This window comes from Nocardiopsis sp. CA-288880 (assembly GCF_050955985.1).
GTDB lineage: Bacteria > Actinomycetota > Actinomycetes > Streptosporangiales > Streptosporangiaceae > Nocardiopsis > Nocardiopsis tropica.
Map to the genome: position 1 here is coordinate 992,975 of NZ_CP192105.1, position 17,714 is coordinate 1,010,688.

General features: G+C 74.5%; 16 protein-coding genes. 7 read left to right on the forward strand and 9 right to left on the reverse strand.

Going from position 1 to position 17,714, the window contains the following annotated elements:
* Window positions 1–61: 61 nt before the first annotated feature.
* Window positions 62–1,576 (forward strand): trypsin-like peptidase domain-containing protein, encoded by a 1,515-nt coding sequence (locus ACQPYD_RS04460; RefSeq protein WP_433699894.1) that lies wholly within the window; start codon window positions 62–64, stop codon window positions 1,574–1,576.
* 118 nt (window positions 1,577–1,694) lie between these two features.
* Here ACQPYD_RS04460 and ACQPYD_RS04465 read toward each other — a convergent pair whose 3' ends face one another.
* Window positions 1,695–2,834 carry an Mrp/NBP35 family ATP-binding protein gene (locus tag ACQPYD_RS04465; RefSeq protein WP_355013758.1) on the reverse strand — a complete coding sequence of 380 codons (1,140 nt, stop codon included), beginning with the start codon at window positions 2,832–2,834 and terminating at the stop codon, window positions 1,695–1,697.
* Window positions 2,835–3,229: 395 nt separating this feature from the next.
* Here ACQPYD_RS04465 and ACQPYD_RS04470 point away from each other — a divergent pair, with 395 nt between their 5' ends.
* Window positions 3,230–4,243, forward strand: coding sequence for a CPBP family glutamic-type intramembrane protease (locus tag ACQPYD_RS04470; RefSeq protein ID WP_433701948.1), 1,014 nt, complete (start codon window positions 3,230–3,232; stop codon window positions 4,241–4,243).
* 18 nt (window positions 4,244–4,261) lie between these two features.
* Here ACQPYD_RS04470 and ACQPYD_RS04475 read toward each other — a convergent pair whose 3' ends face one another.
* Window positions 4,262–4,738 (reverse strand): GtrA family protein, encoded by a 477-nt coding sequence (locus ACQPYD_RS04475; protein WP_433701949.1) that lies wholly within the window; start codon window positions 4,736–4,738, stop codon window positions 4,262–4,264.
* A 282-nt stretch (window positions 4,739–5,020) separates the two neighbouring features.
* On the opposite strand from ACQPYD_RS04475, the gene ACQPYD_RS04480 reads away from it, so the two are divergent.
* Together ACQPYD_RS04480 and purE are read left to right on the forward strand one after the other, a co-directional pair.
* Window positions 5,021–6,124, forward strand: coding sequence for a 5-(carboxyamino)imidazole ribonucleotide synthase (locus ACQPYD_RS04480; RefSeq protein ID WP_433699895.1), 1,104 nt, complete (start codon window positions 5,021–5,023; stop codon window positions 6,122–6,124).
* 29 nt (window positions 6,125–6,153) lie between these two features.
* Entirely contained in the window at window positions 6,154–6,654 is a 501-nt protein-coding gene (purE, locus tag ACQPYD_RS04485; RefSeq protein WP_433701950.1) for a 5-(carboxyamino)imidazole ribonucleotide mutase, read from the forward strand.
* A gap of 362 nt (window positions 6,655–7,016) precedes the next feature.
* Here purE and ACQPYD_RS04490 read toward each other — a convergent pair whose 3' ends face one another.
* A complete protein-coding gene (locus ACQPYD_RS04490; RefSeq protein ID WP_433699896.1) occupies window positions 7,017–7,589 on the reverse strand; it encodes a TetR/AcrR family transcriptional regulator in 573 nt (190 codons plus the stop codon).
* Between the two features lie 70 nt (window positions 7,590–7,659).
* Between ACQPYD_RS04490 and ACQPYD_RS04495 the strand changes: the two genes are divergently transcribed.
* Window positions 7,660–9,273 carry an MFS transporter gene (locus tag ACQPYD_RS04495; protein WP_433699897.1) on the forward strand — a complete coding sequence of 538 codons (1,614 nt, stop codon included), beginning with the start codon at window positions 7,660–7,662 and terminating at the stop codon, window positions 9,271–9,273.
* Here the strand turns inward: ACQPYD_RS04495 and ACQPYD_RS04500 are convergent.
* From ACQPYD_RS04500 to ACQPYD_RS04515, 4 genes are all read right to left on the reverse strand, one after another.
* Window positions 9,255–9,977, reverse strand: coding sequence for a TNT domain-containing protein (locus tag ACQPYD_RS04500; protein ID WP_433699898.1), 723 nt, complete (start codon window positions 9,975–9,977; stop codon window positions 9,255–9,257). The genes ACQPYD_RS04495 and ACQPYD_RS04500 overlap by 19 nt on opposite strands.
* A 231-nt stretch (window positions 9,978–10,208) precedes the next feature.
* Entirely contained in the window at window positions 10,209–11,540 is a 1,332-nt protein-coding gene (locus ACQPYD_RS04505) for a UDP-glucose dehydrogenase family protein (RefSeq protein ID WP_433699899.1), read from the reverse strand.
* Between the two features lie 234 nt (window positions 11,541–11,774).
* Complete coding sequence (locus ACQPYD_RS04510) at window positions 11,775–12,464, reverse strand: YIP1 family protein (protein ID WP_433699900.1); 690 nt, start codon at window positions 12,462–12,464, stop codon at window positions 11,775–11,777.
* 22 nt (window positions 12,465–12,486) lie between these two features.
* Window positions 12,487–13,992: an LCP family protein gene (locus ACQPYD_RS04515; RefSeq protein ID WP_433699901.1), complete on the reverse strand. Its 1,506-nt coding sequence runs from the start codon at window positions 13,990–13,992 to the stop codon at window positions 12,487–12,489.
* A gap of 333 nt (window positions 13,993–14,325) precedes the next feature.
* On the opposite strand from ACQPYD_RS04515, the gene ACQPYD_RS04520 reads away from it, so the two are divergent.
* Together ACQPYD_RS04520 and ACQPYD_RS04525 are read left to right on the forward strand one after the other, a co-directional pair.
* Window positions 14,326–14,565 carry a TM2 domain-containing protein gene (locus ACQPYD_RS04520; protein ID WP_433699902.1) on the forward strand — a complete coding sequence of 80 codons (240 nt, stop codon included), beginning with the start codon at window positions 14,326–14,328 and terminating at the stop codon, window positions 14,563–14,565.
* A 154-nt stretch (window positions 14,566–14,719) separates the two neighbouring features.
* The gene (locus tag ACQPYD_RS04525) at window positions 14,720–15,688 is read left to right on the forward strand and encodes a glycosyltransferase family 2 protein (RefSeq protein ID WP_433701952.1); all 969 of its coding nucleotides are present in this window, start codon (window positions 14,720–14,722) and stop codon (window positions 15,686–15,688) included.
* A gap of 295 nt (window positions 15,689–15,983) precedes the next feature.
* Here the strand turns inward: ACQPYD_RS04525 and ACQPYD_RS04530 are convergent, their stop codons facing one another.
* Both ACQPYD_RS04530 and ACQPYD_RS04535 read right to left on the reverse strand, forming a co-directional pair.
* Window positions 15,984–16,742 carry a glycerophosphodiester phosphodiesterase gene (locus tag ACQPYD_RS04530; RefSeq protein ID WP_433699903.1) on the reverse strand — a complete coding sequence of 253 codons (759 nt, stop codon included), beginning with the start codon at window positions 16,740–16,742 and terminating at the stop codon, window positions 15,984–15,986.
* The gene (locus ACQPYD_RS04535) at window positions 16,739–17,488 is read right to left on the reverse strand and encodes an IspD/TarI family cytidylyltransferase (protein WP_433699904.1); all 750 of its coding nucleotides are present in this window, start codon (window positions 17,486–17,488) and stop codon (window positions 16,739–16,741) included. Before ACQPYD_RS04535 ends, ACQPYD_RS04530 begins: the two co-directional genes overlap by 4 nt.
* Window positions 17,489–17,714 lie beyond the last annotated feature (226 nt).

The window sequence follows — 17,714 nt, forward strand, 5'->3', positions numbered from 1 at the left end:
AGCCGACCGGGGCGCTGCCCCCGGTCCGTCCTCATCCGCCCCTCCCCGCAGTGGAGACCCCATGAACCACACCCCTCCCGGGCAGGGCGGACAGCCCGGCGCCTCCTCGAACCCCGGGGACCGGACCGGCCACCACCCGGTCCCGGGCGGGCCCGCGGGCCCCGCCGACCCCCAGAACCCCGCGGGGAGAGCCGGGCCTCCGGGCGCGCCCGGCCCGTGGCCGGACGCACCCGGAGGCCCGGGCCGCGCGGCCCACCAGGGGCCGTCCGCGCCCCACGGCCCGGCGGGCCCCGACCACCCCACCGGCTACACGGTCCCCTTCCACCGGTCGGACCCCGCCGACGCCCCCGGGCAGGCGGGCAGACCCGGCCCGTACGTCCCCGCGGACGCGTCCGGCCCGCACGTGCCGGGCCCTTCCGGGCCGCACGCGCCGCAGCCCGCGCAGGCGGCCCACGGGATCGCGCCGCCCGTCGCGCCCCGGCCGCGCGGACGCGGCGTCCCGGTGTGGATGGCCCTGTCCGGCATGCTCGTGGTCGCGCTCATCGCGGGCGGCGCGGGCGGTGTGGCGGGAGGGCTCCTCAACGGCTCCGCGGCCTCCGACGCCGCGCCGGAGGAGGACGGCCCGGTCATGAACGAGCCCCCGCCCGAGGCGCCCCAGCGCGACCCCGACACCATCGCCGGGGTGGCGCAGCGGGTCAGCCCGAGCGTGGTCTCGCTCATCAGCGCCGACGCGCGCGTCCCTGGCGGCGGCTCCGGTTTCGTCATCGACGGCGACTACGTCGTCACCAACGACCACGTCTCCAGCGGGCTGGAGGCGGACGGCATCGTCATCGAGTACAGCGACGGCACCCTCTCCGAGGCCGCCGTGGTCGGCGCCGACCCCAGCTCGGACCTCGCGGTCCTGTCGATCGCGGACCCGCACGACGTCGAGCCGCTCCAGTTCGGGGACTCCGAGGAGGTCATCGTCGGGGACGAGGTGATCGCGATCGGCGCCCCCCTCGGCCTGAACGGCACCGTCACCCAGGGCATCATCAGCGCCGTCAACCGGCCGGTCAGCTCGGGCCAGGGCGAGAGCGGCGGGCGCTTCTACGCGCTCCAGACCGACGCCGCCATCAACCCGGGCAACTCCGGGGGGCCGCTGGTGGACACGCGCGGCCGCGTCATCGGGGTCAACTCGATGATCGCGACCATGGGCGCCATGGGGGAGACCAGCGGCAACATCGGCCTCGGGTTCGCGATCCCCTCGGTGGAGGCGGAGCGCGTGGTGAACCGCCTCATGGAGGACGGCGAGGCCGCGTACGCGGACATCGGCGCCGACATCGACGAGGACAGCCCCCTCGCGGGCGCGGTCATCGCCGAGGGGGCGGGCGCGGTCGAGCCGGGCGGTCCGGCCGACGAGGCGGGGCTGGAGCCCGGCGACGTGATCGTCTCCCTGGACTCCCGTCAGGTCGGCTCGGGCGAGGACCTGCTCGCGATGCTGCGCAGCCGTGCCCCCGGCGACGAGGCCGCCGTCGACTACGAGCGCGACGGCGAGCGCGAGAGCACCACGATCGTCCTCGGCTCGACCGACGACTGAGGTCCCCGGGAGCGCCCCCGTCGCGCCCGCCCTCCCCGCACACGAGAAGGCCCCCGGTCGCCCGGGGGCCTTCTCCGTTCCCTCCTCCCGGGGCCGCGTGCGGCCCGGGGGAGGCGTGTCAGCGTCCGGCCGGGGAGATGCCCAGCTGCATCCCCGCCAGGCCGCGCGGCTTGCCGACCAGGGACTCGGCGATGCCGGAGATGACCTTGCTCGCGTCGGTGTCCGGGTCGCTCAGGACGAGGGGGGTGCCCTCGTCGCCGCCCTCGCGCAGGCGGGTGTCCAGCGGGACCTGGCCCAGCAGCGGGATGGTGGTCCCCAGCGTCTTGGTCAGCGCGTCGGCGACCGTCTGGCCGCCGCCCTCGCCGAACAGGTGCAGGGGCTCCCCGCCGCCCGGCGGCACGAAGTACGACATGTTCTCGATGACGCCCGCGATGCGCTGGTGCGTCTGCGCGGTGATCGCGCCCGCGCGCTCCGCCACCTCGGCGGCGGCCATCTGCGGCGTGGTCACGATGAGCAGTTCGGCGCTCGGCAGCAGCTGCGCGGTCGAGATGGCGATGTCGCCCGTGCCCGGGGGCAGGTCCATCAGCAGGACGTCCAGGTCGCCCCAGAACACGTCCGCCAGGAACTGCTGGAGGGCGCGGTGCAGCATCGGGCCGCGCCACACCACGGGCTGGTTGCCCTGGGTGAACATGCCCACCGAGATGACCTTGATGCCGTGCGCGGTGGGCGGCAGGATCATGTCCTCGACCTTGGTCGGGAAGTCCGACGCGCCGAGCATGCGCGGCACCGAGTGGCCGTAGATGTCGGCGTCCACGACGCCGACCTTGTGGCCCTGGGCGGCGAGCGCCGCGGCGAGGTTGACAGTGACGGACGACTTGCCGACCCCGCCCTTGCCGGAGGCGACGGCGAAGACCTTGGTCAGGGAGTTGGGCTTGGCGAAGGGGATCTCCTTCTCCGCCTGGCCGCCGCGGAGCTTGGTCTGGAGTTCCTTGCGCTGCTCGTCGCTCATCACGTCGAGCTCGACGCGGACGGAGGTGACGCCGGCGACCTTGGTCACCGCCGCGGTCACGTCCTTCTCGATGCGGCCCTTCATGGGGCAGCCGGCCACCGTGAGGTAGATCCCGACGCTCACGGCACCGTCGTCGGCGATGTCGATGCTCTTGACCATGCCGAGGTCGGTGATGGGACGGTGGATCTCCGGGTCTTGCACCGTGGCGAGGGCTTTGTGCACCTGCTCGGTGGTTGCTGTGGAGGACATGTGCTCAATCGTAGGTCAGCGGGGCGGGATGGTTGGTCTGCGGTGTCACCCGCACGTACCACCGTTTCCAACCAGGAGGGGGCGTCCCTCATTCCTCGCCGCGGCGGCGTTCGGCCATCCCCTGTTCATACTGTGACCAGGCGATAACGGCGTGGCCTTAACACTGGCAATACATGGCCGGATAGTAGTCTCGGCGCACGATGGGAAATGTGCCGCCACCGCCTGGTTCGTCCTGGCCCGCCGCGCCCGAAGGGCCGGAGGGGCGGGCTTCTGGGGCCTACGCGCAGGAGCAGACCTGGGCCGGGCCCCCCGGCGGGGGGCGGCTGACACCGCCCGGCGGGCACCCGGCGGTCAACGCCGACCCGGGGGTGTGGGCCTGGCCACCGCCCAGGCCGGTGCGCACGAGCGAGTTCGCCTGCGCGGAACTGCCCCGGGGTGAGTCCTATCACAGGCTGGCCCGGACCTCCCGCTTCCGCTGGTGGACGACGCCCCTGGCCCTGGCGGGGTTCGCCGTCCTGCTGTTCTTCCTGTGGATGGCCATCCTGCTCGCGGTCACGATCGTCGCGATCGTCGAGGGCAGCGGACTCGCCCCCGATTCGGTGCGCATCAGCGAGATCGCCCAGCTGGCCTTCGGCCTGCTGTCGTCGGCGCTGCTGATCCCCATCGTCCTCTTCGTCGTGCGGGTGGTCCAGTGGCGCCGCGTCGGCTCCCTGATGTCGGTCGCGGGCCGCGTGCGCTGGGGCTGGCTGGCGGTCTGCACCGCCGCGGCGGTCCTGCCGGTGGCCCTGGGCGTGGCGGCCTTCCTGCCGCTGGCCCGCGTCGTCCAGCCCGGCCTGGTGCCCCACCAGGGCGCCGGGGGGACCGAGGTGTTCGCGGCGGCGATGGCCGTCGTCCTGGTCCTGGTCCCGTTCCAGTCCGCGGCCGAGGAGATCACCCTGCGCGGCCTGGTCATGCAGATGGTCGGCGCGCTCGGGGCGCGCCCCGGCGAGCGGGGCGGCGACTCCGCGGTGGCCCGGGTGCTGCGCTCCCCGGGACCCTCGGTCCTGGCGGGCGGGACGCTGTTCGCCGCGCTCTACCTGGCCACGCACCCCGGCGACCTCTGGACCACGGCGGCCCTCGTCGTCATGGGCCTGGGAGCGGCCTGGCTGACCTGGCGGACCGGCGGCCTGGAGGCCGCGACCGCGCTGCACACGGTCAACAGCCTGGTGCAGTTCACGCTGTGCGTCTTCGAGGACCGCCTGTCGGAGATCGGCACGGGGGCCGTCGTCGGCGCGGGGCTCCCCCTGGGCGCCGGCTCGCCGCTCGTCCTGCTCCTCACGACGGCCCAGGTCGGCCTGTACGCGCTGGGCGTGGTCTGGCTGGCCCGCCGCCGCGGGGTGCGCCGCACCAGCGCCGACACGCCGCGCTGAGCCCGCCCGGCCCGCGGGTCAGGCGATCGGCTCCCGGGCGGCCTCCTCCGGGGCCGTCTCCGGGCGCTCGGGGAACACCCACGTCCGGTACGCGAAGAAACGGAACAGCGTGCCGATCCCCACACCCACCACGTTGCCCGCGACGTTCTGCGCGAGCACCCCGTCCAGGCCGAGCACGTGGACGGAGAACCCCTGGCAGGCCAGCTGGATGGCCAGGCCGATCCCGTTCATCACCAGGAACAGCAGCGTCTCGCGCCCGTAGCCCGTGCGGGCCCGGTCGCCGAACGTCCAGAACCGGTTGCCGACGAACGCGACCGCGATCGAGCACAGGGTCCCGACCACCTGTCCGGACAGCGGGCCCATGCCCGCCGCCCCCCACAGCAGGTTGGTGGCGCCCAGCTGGACCACGTAGGCGATCGCGCCGACTGAACCGAACTTGCCCACCTCCGCGGCGAGCTTCGCGAGCGCGGGATGGCGGGCGGAGAAGTCGCGCACGGCCGTCGCCTCCAGTCGTGTGGTCGGGGGGTGCGCCTTCGGACGGGCCGCCGACCCGGGGGCGAGAGGGGCTTCCGGCCGCCGTGCGCGCACGCTCTAGACTCTAGCCCGGGGACTTGAGCAGGGCCCCGGCCGCGGGTTCCGAGCCGAACCGGCCAGGCTCCCCCGCGGGGGAGCCGTCCCGTCACCGCGGTTGACGAGCATGTGAGTTGAGGAACTGTGAGCGAGCGTAACCGCACCGTCCCCCGCGTGGGAATGGTCGGAGGTGGCCAACTCTCCCGGATGACCCATCAGGCGGGCATCGGACTGGGCGTCCACTTCTCCGTCCTGGCCGCCGCACCCACCGACAGCGCAGCCCTGGTCTGCGGCGACGTCACGCTGGGGGACGACCGCGGCCTGGACGACGTCATGGCCTTCGCCAAGGCCAACGACGTGGTGACCTTCGACCACGAACACGTCCCCGAGCCCGTCCTGCGCGCCGTCGAGGAGGCGGGCGGGCTGCTGCGCCCCGGCCGGGACGCCCTGCGCTTCGCCCAGGACAAGCTGCGCATGCGCACCCGCATGGCCGAGCTCGGCGCCCCGTCCCCGCGGTGGAGGGCCGTCACCGCGCTGGAGCACGTGACCGGGTTCGCCGACGGCGAGGCGGGCGCCGGCTGGCCGGTCGTCCTCAAGGCCGCGCGCGGCGGCTACGACGGCAAGGGCGTGTGGATCGCCGCCGACGCCGAGGAGGCCCGGGCGGTCGTGGACCGGGCCGCCGCCGAGGACGTCCCCCTCCTGGTGGAGGAGAAGGTCGCCTTCTCCCGCGAGCTCGCGGTGCAGGTGGCCCGCTCCCCGCACGGCCAGGTCGCGGTCTACCCGGTCGTGGAGACCGTGCAGCGCGGGGGCATCTGCCACGAGGTCGTCGCCCCCGCCCCCGGCCTCTCCGACGAGAAGGCCACGAGGGCACAGGAACTCGCCATCGAGATCGCCCAGGCGCTCGACGTCACCGGCGTCCTGGCCGTGGAGCTGTTCGAGACCGCCGGGGGCGTCGTCGTGAACGAGCTCGCCATGCGGCCCCACAACTCCGGCCACTGGAGCATCGAGGGCGCCCGCACCTCCCAGTTCGAGCAGCACCTGCGCGCGGTCCTCAACCTGCCCCTGGGGTCGCCGCGCACCAACGCCCCCTTCACCGTCATGGCCAACCTGCTGGGCGGCACGGACCCCGACGTCTACAGCCGCTACCTGCACGTGATGGCCAAGGACCCCGACGTGAAGGTGCACTTCTACGGCAAGGACGTGCGTCCGGGCCGCAAGATCGGGCACGTCACAGTGATGGGCGACGACCACCAGGACCTCCTGGAGCGCGCCCGCGACGCTGCCGCCTACCTGCGAGGAGACGACCAGTGAGCAACCAGGCCCCCGTCGTGGGCATCGTGATGGGCTCGGACTCGGACTGGCCGGTGATGCGCGAGGCCGCCGAGGCGCTGCGCGAGTTCGACGTGCCGTTCGAGGCCGACGTGGTGTCCGCGCACCGCATGCCGCACGAGATGATCTCCTACGGGGAGGAGGCCGCCGGGCGCGGTCTCAAGGCGGTCATCGCCGGGGCGGGCGGCGCCGCCCACCTGCCCGGCATGCTGGCCTCCGTGACCACCCTGCCCGTGATCGGCGTCCCGGTGCCGCTCAAGTACCTCGACGGCATGGACTCCCTGCTGTCCATCGTCCAGATGCCCGCGGGCGTCCCCGTGGCGACGGTGGCCGTGGGCGCGGCGCGCAACGCGGGCCTGCTGGCGGTGCGGATGCTCGCGGCGCACGACCCGGAGCTGTCCGGGCGGATGGAGAGGTTCCAGGAGGAGCTCAGGTCCCAGGCCCACGCCAAGGGCGAGCGCCTGCGGCGCGAGGTCGCCGAGGGCGGCAGGCCCACCGGCTTCGGCCTCTAGGCCGTGGTCCGCGGACACCCGCCCTGCTGCGCGTCGCCCCGGCACGCCCCTCGCGGCGTTCTCATCAGTCGACAGGACCCCACCCTGACTCCTTCTTCGGCCTTGCGATGAACGCACCGGATGCGCCGCTCGCGACGGACAGCATCCACGGAACACGCCCTGGGCCGTGGTCCGCGGGTCACCCCGGGCCCGCGTCCGCCGGGCCCGCCGGGAGCACCCGCGGACCACGCCCCGGCGGTCCGGCCGGGACCGCCGCCGCTGTGACGCGCGGGTCCCGCCCCCGACGGTCCTGTGCCCGTGGCCGGTCCCGGCGCCGAACCCCGCCAGGGGTGGGAGACCACTGAGGGCGGGGCGGGCGCGTGTCAGCCGGAGGCGGGCACGAGCGCGCGCAGACCGTCCATCGCCTGGTCGACCGTGGGCAGCGCCTCCGGGTCCACGACGAACTGGATGACGTAGCCGGCGATGAGGTTGTAGACCAGCGACCCCAGGCCCGCGACGGTGCCGGGGTCGACCTCGTCGGGCTCCACGCCCAGGATCATCGCGGCCAGCTCCCGGCGGCCCCTGGCGAGACCCCTGGCGAGGGCCTCGCGGACGCCCTCGTCGAACTCGGCCTGGGTGAAGGCCTGGATGCTGGCCACCAGCAGGTCGCGCTCCTCCGGCAGGGACGCGAAGACGGAGCCCAGCAGGGCGCGCATCCGCTGCTCGGGCTCCTGCGATCGGGAGGCGTCGACGGCCGCCTGGAAGGAGTCGCCCCACTCGCCGGACGCCTCCAGCACCGCCGCGTTCATGAGGTTGTCCTTGGACCCGAAGTGGTAACCGATGGACGCCAGGTGCGCCCCTGACGCGGCGGCGATGTCGCGGGCCGTGGTCTTGCCGTACCCCTTTTCGACCAGGCACTTCCTGGCGCCTGCCAGCAGGTCGTCTCGTTGGCTCATACGGGGATCCTAGCATTTTGTACGTACGTACATATTGACTGTTGATTTTGACGTACGTACGATCAAAGCCATGCACACCCCACAGACCACGACGAACCGCCGGGCCGCGCCCCGCACCTGGGCCGGTCTCGTCCTCCTCCTGATCCCGGCACTGCTGGTGTCCATGGACATCTCGGTCCTCTTCGTCGCCGCACCCGCCATCGCCGAGGCGCTCGAACCGGGCGCCACCCAGTGGCTGTGGATGATGGACGTCTACGGCTTCGTCCTCGCCGGACTCCTCGTCACGATGGGCAGCCTCGGGGACCGCCTCGGCCGCCGCAGGCTGCTCCTCACCGGCGCCGTCCTCTTCGGCGCGGCCTCGGCGCTCCTGGCCTTCGCCCCCAGCGCCGAGCTCTTCATCGCGGGCCGGGCCCTCCTCGGCCTCGCCGGGGCGACCCTCGCCCCGTCCACGCTGTCCCTCATCCGCAGCATGTTCACCGACCCCCGGCAGCGCGGGGCTGCCGTCGGCGCCTGGACCATCGCCTTCACCGGCGGCGCCGTCGCCGGGCCGATCCTCGGCGGCCTGCTCCTGGAGTTCTTCTGGTGGGGCTCGGCCTTCCTGGTCAACCTGCCGTTCATGGTCCTGCTGGTCGCCCTCGCGCCGTTCCTCGTCCCGGAGTCGCGCGACCCGGGCGCGGCGGGCTTCGACCTCCCCGGCGCGGGCGCCTCGCTCGTCGCCGTCCTCGGTCTCGTCTACGCGGCCAAGCGCTTCGCCGAGCACGGCATCGAGTTCCAGGGCGCCGCCGCCCTGCTCGTCGGCACGGTGTTCCTGGTGCTGTTCGCGGTCCGCCAGCGCCGCGCCGAGCACCCGCTCGTCGACGTGGCGCTCTTCACCCGCCCCGCGTTCACCGCCGCGGTCGGCAGCAACGCCGCCGTGGCCTTCGCCGCCGCGGGACTCGGACTCCTGGTCTTCACGTTCCTCCAGACCGTGCACGGCCTCAGCCCGCTCCAGGCCGCGCTGTGGTCCATGCCCGTGTTCGTCGGCACCGTCCTCGGAGCCGTCCTGGCGGGCGTCGCGTCGCCGAGGGTCCGCCCCGGCCCCCTGATGGCCGCGGGCCTGCTGGCGGGCTCCGCCGGGTTCGCCGTGGTGGGGACCGTGGAGACGGACTCCCCGCTGGCCGTCCTCATCGTCGGGTACACGGTGACGACCTTCGGCGTCGGCATCGTCGGCACCCTCGCGAACGGCCTCGTGCTGGCCACGGCGCCGCCCGAGCGGGCCGGCGCCGCCGCCGGGGTCTCCGAGACCAGCACCGAGTTCGGCTCGGCCCTGGGCATCGCGGTCCTCGGCACCGCCGCCACGAGGATCTACCGCACGGCCATGGAGGACGGCCCGTCCGGGGCGGAGGGGCCCGCCGGCGAGACCGTCGCCGGAGCCGTCGCCGCCGCGCCGGGGGCCGAGGACCCCGGGGCCCTGCTCGACGCGGCCTTCACGGCCTACACCGCCGGGGTCTCCACCGCCGCCCTCACCGGTGCGGCCGTGCTCGCGGTCGCGGCCCTCCTCGTCGCCGCGGCCCTGCGGGGACTGCCCCCGGGAGCCGGAGGGGGACCCGGCGGGGCCGCAGGAGGGGAGGTCGCCGCGGGCCCGGGCGCCCCGGCCGCGGGCGCCCGGGCGGCAGCGGACCGGGATCAGGCCCCGAGGGCGTAGCGCCAGGGGGCCGCGCACTCCTCGGCGGGCCTCTGCTCCAGGTAGCCCCACTCCAGGAGGTCGCTCACCGGCACGTACCCGTCGCCCTGCGCCTCGGGGAGCTCCCCGGCCGGCGCGAGGACCTGCTCACCGCCGCCCGGCTGCTCGAAGTGCGGCGCGATCGGGCCCACCAGGGCGGTGAACCCCGTCGCCACCTCGTAGCAGTTGTAGTTGTGCTCGGGCCCGCCGGGCCAGGTGTTGAGGGAGTCCGGCGGCAGCGCCCGGCGCTCGTACGGCGCGCCCGCCGGGGCCAGGAAAGTGCCCCGCGGCGACCCGAACCGGTCCAGCATCCGCCCCTCGCGGAGGCGTCGGAGCCCGTTCACCGGCTCGCCGTCCACCACCACGAACCCCATGTGGTCGGGGTAGTCCCAGCCCTGGGGGGTGGCCCACCTGTCCAGGAACTCCGCCGGGGTGAGGTCGCCGAGCCTGTCGTAGGAGCGGACGAGCGACCCCACGGGGCCCTCCGAGGGGAGCTCGGCGGGCCCGAGGCGGCGGTCGCCGCACAGGTACGCCGCAAGGTCCTCCTCGGTGGGAGGGGGATCGAGCACCGGACAGTCGGCCTGCGGCGCGGACGGCGCCCCCGGAGGGGACAGCACGTCGGCGTGGGCGGGCGGCGCCACCAGGAGCAGGGCCAGTGCGGCGCCTGCCACCGCGGAGAGCTTCACGAATCGGACTCCGTTCGTTTCCTCGGGCGCCGACCCGGTGCCGGCCGCCCGCGTTCGACCACGGAGTGAAGTCAAGCACGGACGGAAGGTCACCGCGCGGGGTTCGCCGGAACCGCCGCCCGGAGGAGGGGAGGGATGCCCCGCCCCACGCGGTCGCCGGGGGCCGGCGCCCGCGCCGGGAACACCGGCGGCCGGCCCCCTCGGGGACCGGCCGCCGGAACGGGTCGGGGCCTACTGGCGGCCGAGGGCCCGGTAGGTCCACCCCGAGGCGCGCCAGAACGTGGGGTCGAGGGCGTTGCGCCCGTCCACGATCCTCTTCTGGGCCACCACGGTGGCCAGCTCCTCCGGGTTGGCCTCGCGGAACTCGGTCCACTCGGTGAGCAGGAGCACCACGTCCGCCCCCCGCGCCGCCTCCAGCATGGAGTCGGCGTAGTTCAGCTGCGGGTGCTCCGCGCGGGCGCGCTCCAGCGCCACCGGGTCGTACACCGTCACCTGGGCGCCGAGCGACGCGATGGTCGAGGCGACGTCCAGCGCGGGCGAGTCGCGGATGTCGTCGGAGTTCGGCTTGAACGCCGCTCCCAGGACGGTGACCGTGCGCCCGGCGAAGCTGCCGCCGATCAGCTGGCGGGCGAGGTCGATGGTGCGGGCGCGGCGGCGCTGGTTGATCGCGTCCACCTCGCGCAGGAACGACAGGGCGGGCTCCACGCCCAGCTCGTCGGCGCGCGCCATGAACGCGCGGATGTCCTTGGGCAGGCAGCCGCCGCCGAAGCCCAGACCGGGGCCCAGGAACTTGCCGCCGATCCGGTCGTCGTACGACAGGGCCTCGGCCAGCTGGATCACGTCGGCGCCCGCGACCTCGGACACCTCCGCCATCGCGTTGATGAAGGAGATCTTCGTGGCCAGGAACGCGTTGGCCGACACCTTGACCAGCTCGGCGGTCTGGAGGTCGGTCACCAGGAAGGGGACGCCCCCGTCGACCTGCTGCTGCCACAGGGCGCGCACGGCCTTCTCGACCCGGGGGGAGTCGGTGCCGATCACGATCCGGTTGGGGCGCAGGGTGTCCTCCACGCCGAAGCCCTCGCGCAGGAACTCGGGGCTCCACCCCAGTTCGGCCTCCCCGCCCACGGGGGCGAGCGCGGCCAGCCGCGCGGCCAGGGTCGCGGCGGTGCCCACCGGGACGGTGGAGCGGCCGACGACCACGGTGGGGCGGTGCAGGTGCGGCGCGAGCTGGTCGACCGCGGCGTTGACGTAGCGCAGGTCGGCCGCGCCGGACTCGTCGCGCTGGGGGGTGCCCACGCAGATCAGGTGCAGGTCCGCGAACTCGGCGACCTCGCTGAAGGAGGTGGTGAAGCCGAGGCGCCCGGACTCCAGGCTCTTGCCGAGCAGTTCGGCCAGGCCCGGCTCGAAGAAGGGCACCCTGCCGGAGCGGAGCATCTCGATCTTGGCCTCGTCGACGTCGAGCCCCAGCACCTCGAACCCCATCTCGGCCAGACAGGCCGCGGTGGTGGCGCCCAGGTAACCGGTACCGATGACGGAGACGCGCATACGGTCCGCTTCGACCACTGGTTGAGTCCTTCCTCGCTTTCGTCCGTTGCCTGTGCCGGTGGTTGTTCCCGCAGAAGGCGGTCAACACCCCGGTTGAGGGCAGGAAACGGACATGATTCGGCCGACGGGGGTGCCCCGGGGGCGCGATGCATCACCTTACGCGCCGAGGTGTGGCGCATGACCGAACACCGCGTGAACAGTCAGGCGCTCAGGTTACCGGTGGGTGCGGCCTCCCGGCCACGGGGGCGCGGCTCAGCGGGGCCCGCCCCGGAGGGGGCCCGCCCCGCCGCTCTCGTCGTCCAGGGGCGTCCAGGTCGCGCCGGACCCGCTCCGCCGGAAGGGGGTCGTGGTCCGGTCCGGATCACCGGCGAAGGGATCGTCCTGATCGAGGGCGGGGGGCGGTGCGGGCACGGCGTCCGGAACGGTGTCGCCCACGGGACCGCGGTCGCCCCGGGGACCGCCGTCCGCCCCGCCGGGAACGGCGCCGCGGTACCGGACCCGGCCGGGACCGCCCTCGACCGGAGGGGCGGGGAACCCGGCGCCGGCGGCCGTCCGCCAGCGGACCGGCATGGCCGCCGAGACCAGCAGCAGCGTTCCGAGCGGCAGCCCCGCCGCGAGGCCCGCGCCGGCCGGGTACAGGAAGCTCTCGTCGTTCAGCCACGCCAGGGCGGGGCCCATCGACGCGGGATGCACGGCCGGCCACAGGCACAGCGCCGTGAGCAGGGCCCCCGACGCCCCTGCCGCCAGCGGGGACACCCGGGACGCGACCAGGTAGGCGCACACGCCCCCGGTGAGGCACGACACGGCCGCCGACAGCACCGTCGCGACTCCCACGTCACCGGCGGCGAGCCGCGGGAGGGCCTCGGCCGACCAGGCGACGGCGGCCCACAGCACGGGGGCGAGGGCGATACCGGCGAGCAGGCCGACCAGGTGTCGGAGCACAGGAGTCCTTCCTTCGCGGGGGTCACCCGCAGACGTTGTCCCGGGCGGTCGAGGTGGAGAGGCCCTCGGCGGCGGAGGGCTCCGCCTCCGGCCCGGGGGACTCCGCGCCGTCCGGGGCGTGGAACCCGGTGTAGTCGGATCCGATCACGATCTGGAGCTCGCCGTCCAGGGCGGTGTCCTCGACGGCCTCCGCGCCGGGGATCATCCCGGCCACGTAGGCGGCGTCGGCCCCGTCGCCGGGCCCGTGCCTCACCTCGGTCGCCGGCACGTCGCTGCTGCTCCAGTTCTCGGCGGGCGCGGACAGCGCGAAGCCCGCCCCTGTCAGGCCCTCGTCCACCTGCGCGCCGAGGCCGGGGGTCCCGATCCCGTTGAACACCCTCACCCGGATGTCACCGGGGTCCGGGTCGCCGCTCCCGCCGTCACGGGGCTCCTCCCCGGGTTCGGCGACCGGCCGGTCGGCGCGGACCGCGGCGAACAGCTCCCGGGAGGCCGGCTCGTCCCACAGCAGGGCGACGTCGCCGCGCGGCGTCCAGTGGTTCATGTCGGCGATGGGGACCTGGGTGAAGGTGACGGCCCCCATGTCCAGGTCGCGCATCTGGTAGGCGAGCTCGTTGATCGTGCCGGTGTCCAGGCCGGAGTCCACCGTCACCGAGGAGAGGGCGCTGTCCAGGAACGCGGTCAGCTTGGCGGGGTCGGACAGGGTCTCGCTGCTCAGCGCCCGGTCGAGCATCGCGGACAGCACCTGCTGCTGGCGGTCGATCCGGTCCAGGTCGCCGCGCGACGTCGCGCGGGTGCGGGCGAACGCCAGGGCCTCGGTCCCGTCCACCTCGTGCGTGCCCGCGGCCATGTCCAGCTGCGCCTTGGGGTCTTGGACGGGCTCGGGCAGGCACACCTGGATGCCGCCCAGGGCGTCGACCACGTCGACGAAGCCGTGGAAGTCCACCTCGACGTAGTGGTCGATCCGCACGTCGGTCACCGACTCGACGGTCCGGACGGCCAGCTGCGGACCGCCGTAGGCGTAGGCGGCGTTGATCTTGTCCTCGCCCTCGCCGGGGATGTCCACCCACAGGTCGCGGGGGATGCCGACGACGGTCACGCGGTCGCGCTCGTGGTTGAGCCGCACCAGCATCATGCTGTCGGAGCGCCGCCCCGGGGTCGAGCCGACGCTCAGGTCGTTCCGGTCCTCCTGGCCGACCTCCTCGCGGCTGTCGGAGCCGATCACCAGGAAGGTCAGGCCGCCGGTCGCCTCCGGGCGGTCGCCGTCGGACAGGCCGGAGAACACGTCGAACCTGTTCAGGGAGCCGGACATCCATCCGGTGAAGGCCCATGAGGTGCCCGAGGCGAGCAGGACCAGGACGGAGAAGGCGCCCATCAGGAGCAGGCCCGTGCGGCGGCGCCGCGCGGCCCTGCTGGGAACGGTCACCCGGCCGGACCTGGGGGACCGGCGGTCCTCCGGCGGCAGCGGCTGGGAACGCTCTCGCCGGAAGCCGTCCCCCGGCCCCTGCGTTCCCGAGCTGTCGTCGCTCATCGGCGTCCCCGTCCCAACCGACCCACGGTGTCCTTATCCCTAGGTTGTCACCCGATCCGCCGAAGAGCGCGGGATGTCAACCCTCGGCGTGTTGTCCTCCGCTTTGGGTAGGACGCCGCCGGAGCCGCCGGGGTTCCGCTGTCACCGGGAGCCGTCCTGAGGCGTATCCGGTACCAGTGTGTGACCGAAATCCGTGGTCACGGACTGACTTACGCGTAAAAATGATCGCTTCCGGTACGCGCACGGCGGCCCCCGGTTCCGGGGAGCGCCGTACGGCCCGCCCGCCGCGGACCGGTCCACACCCCTTTCCCCGTCCCATCCCGGAGTACAACCATGTACCAGCAGCCCCAGTACGAAGCCGTGTCCCCGAAGAACTGGCTCACCACGCTCCTGCTCAGCCTCTTCCTCGGCGGCCTCGGGATCCACCGCTTCTACGTCGGCAAGACCGGCACCGGCGTCCTCATGCTGATCACCTGCGGAGGCGCCGGCGTCTGGGCCCTCATCGACCTGGTCATGGTCATCATGGGCAACTTCAAGGACGCCCAGGGCCTGCCCGTCAAGAACCAGGGCTGACCCGTCGGCGGCGCGGCCCGGCGGCGATCCCGCCGGGCGCTCCGGGCCGTACGGGTGCAGTACCGTTGACGCGCGCGAGGGAAGCCCCTCGCGAGTCCCCGACACGTCTTGACCTTGGGAAGTGCCCGTGTCCTGGCCGCCTGTCTCCGTCGTCATGCCCGTACTCAACGAAGAACGCCACCTCGCCTCGGCGGTGGAGCACGTCCTCGCCCAGGAGTACCCGGGCGAACTGGAGGTCGTGCTCGGGGTGGGCCCCTCCTCGGACCGCACCCGCGAGGTCGCCGACGGGCTCGCCGCCGCCGACCCCCGCGTCAAGGTGGTGGACAACCCCACCGGCAGGACCCCGGCCGGCCTCAACGCCGCCATCGGCGCCTCCTCGCACGACATCGTCGCCCGCATCGACGGGCACGCCATGATGCCCTCCGACTACCTCCGCGTGGCCGTGGAGACCCTGCGCGAGACCGGCGCCGACAACGTCGGCGGCATCATGGCCGCCGAGGGCACCACCCCGTGGGAGAAGGCCGTCGCCGCCGCCATGACCTCCAAGGTGGGCGTCGGCAACGCGCGCTTCCACACCGGGGGCGAGGGCGGCCCCGCCGACACCGTCTACCTGGGCGTCTTCCGGCGCTCGGCGCTGGAGCGCGTCGGCGGCTACGACGAGGCCTTCCTCCGCGCCCAGGACTGGGAGATGAACCACCGCATCCGCACCACGGGCGGCACCGTGTGGTTCCAGCCGCGGATGACGGTCTCCTACCGGCCGCGCCGCAACGTGCGGCTGCTCGCCAAGCAGTACTTCCACTACGGCCGCTGGCGGAGGGTGGTCGCCCGTCAGCACAAGGGCACCATCAACCTGCGCTACCTGGCGCCCCCCGTCGCCCTGGCCGGGGTGGTCGCGGGCCTGGTCGGCGGGTTCGTGTTCTGGCCCCTGTTCCTGGTTCCCGCCGCCTACCTGGCGCTGGTCACCGCCGCGTCCGTGCCCCTCGGCCGGGGGCTGCCGGCCTCCAGCCTGCCGCTGATCCCGCTGGCCCTGGCCACCATGCACATGTCGTGGGGCGCCGGCTTCATCACCAGCCCCCCGGGGCTCGGCTCCGACTCGCGCACCGCGCAGGGCGCCAGCGCCTGACGCGCCCGCCGCCGCGGGTCCCGGACGTGCGGCCGTATCCGGCCCGGGGCCGCCCCCGCACGGGGGCGGCCCCCTGCTGCCCGGGGAGCGGGACACGGAGGGGAACCCCTGGACGAGTCGCGGGGCGACCGGGCCGCGCGGCGGTTCGACGGCGAGTCGATCGCGATCGCGTACGGGACGGAGGGCTGGTCCAAGAGCCCCTCCCGAAACTCCTCGGCGGCCTGGGCGTGCCGCTCGCGGCGGCGGAGGAGGTGGACTTCCGGCTAGAGGCCTCGGCCCCCGCGCGGTTCCCGCCCTACCGGGCCTTGAGGGCGGAGACCGCCCCGGGCACGTCGTCCACCACGACCGCGTCCATGCCCGCCTCCGCGAAACGGGCCGCGTCGACCGGGTCCGGGCACCAGGAGACCACTTCCAGCCCCGCCCGGTGCGCCAGGTCCACGGTGTACGGCACCGAACGGCGGCCCGGCCGGGGGGCGTCGCCGGTCAGCCCGAACGACCGCGCGTCCACCGCGACGATCGCGCACCCCAGGCCGGCGGCTCCCGCCACGGCCTGGTCCAGCGGGTTGCGCACGAACGGCATCCACGCCGTCGGCACCTCCGGGGCGCCACCGTGGACGGCCACGAGGACGCCGGGGTCGAACGAGCAGACGAACACCCGGCGACGTTTGGCCTCACGGCGCAGGTACGGGAGGAGAAGGGAGGCCGTCCGCCGTGACGGAGCGTCGACCGCGTCCTCCATGACCGACTTGACGTCCACGTCCAGCCCGACCCCCGCCGGGATCGCCGCGAGCCCCTCGTCCAGTCCGGTCAGCCCCGCCGCGGCGCACTCCCGCGCGGTCAGGTCGACGATCGCCCGGCCGTCGGCCAGGGCGGCGTCGTGGTGGAGCACCAGCGCGTCGTCGGCCGTGCGCCGCACGTCGACCTCCACCCAGTCCGCCCCGGCCGCGGCCGCCGCCGCGTACGACTCCGGCGAGTTCTCGCGGGCGCCGTCCACCACGCCGCGCCCCGCGCCGCGGTGCCCGATGACCTCGGTGGCCCCGAAGACCCGGCTCACGAGTCCGCCTCCGCCAGGACGGCGCGGGCGCGGGCCCGGCGCAGGAGCGTCTCGGCGACCTCCACGTCCCCCGGGTTCGTCACCTTGATGTTGTCCTCCTCACCCGGCACGATCCGCACCTCCTCCCCGGGCAGGTACCGCAGCACCACCCCGCAGTCGTCCGTGGCGACCAGCCCCGGGTCGGCCGTCGCCAGGGCGTAGGCGCGCCGCGCCACGCCCAGCCGGAACCCCTGCGGGGTCTGCATACGGCGCAGCTCCGAGCGCGGCGGCACCTGGGCGACGGCCTCGCCGCCGGTCCGGCCGGGGGCCACCCTGACGACCGTGTCGGCGCTGGGCACCGCCACCCCGACGGCGCCCGCCTCTCCCAGCGCCGCGACGCACGCGGCGATCGTGGCGGGGCGCACGAGCGGACGGGCCGCGTCGTGCAGCAGGGCCAGGTCGGTGTCGGCCGCGCCCCCCATCGCGGAGAGGGCGGCGTACGAGGTGTCGGTGCGGGTCCCCCCGCCGGGAAGCACGGCGGTGACCTTGGCGAACCCCGCGGAGGCGACGATGTCCTCCACCCTCCCCACGTACTCCCGCACCATGAGGACCAGGATCTCGTCCACCTCCGGGCACGCCTCGAACGCGGCGATGGAGTGCTCGATGATGGGCCGCCCCTCCAGGGGCAGCAGCTGCTTGGGGGAGGGGGCGCCCATGCGGGCGCCGACCCCTCCGGCCAGAACCGCCGCGATCACACGCGGGCGCATGGCCCCACCTCTTCCGTCCACGGCTGGTGTCGCCGTTCCCTTGGCCGCACTCGCCGCGGCGCTCGTCACAGGGCCCGCCCGGGGGCGCGTCCCGGGACACGGCCGCCGCCGGCGGACCGCGCCGCAGGACGCGTCGGACCCCGCCGGCGTCCGCGTGCGCAGGGCCTTCGGCCCCCGCGGCCCCGGTCGGCCGGGACGCGCGCCCGGTTGTTCCCCATAAAGGACA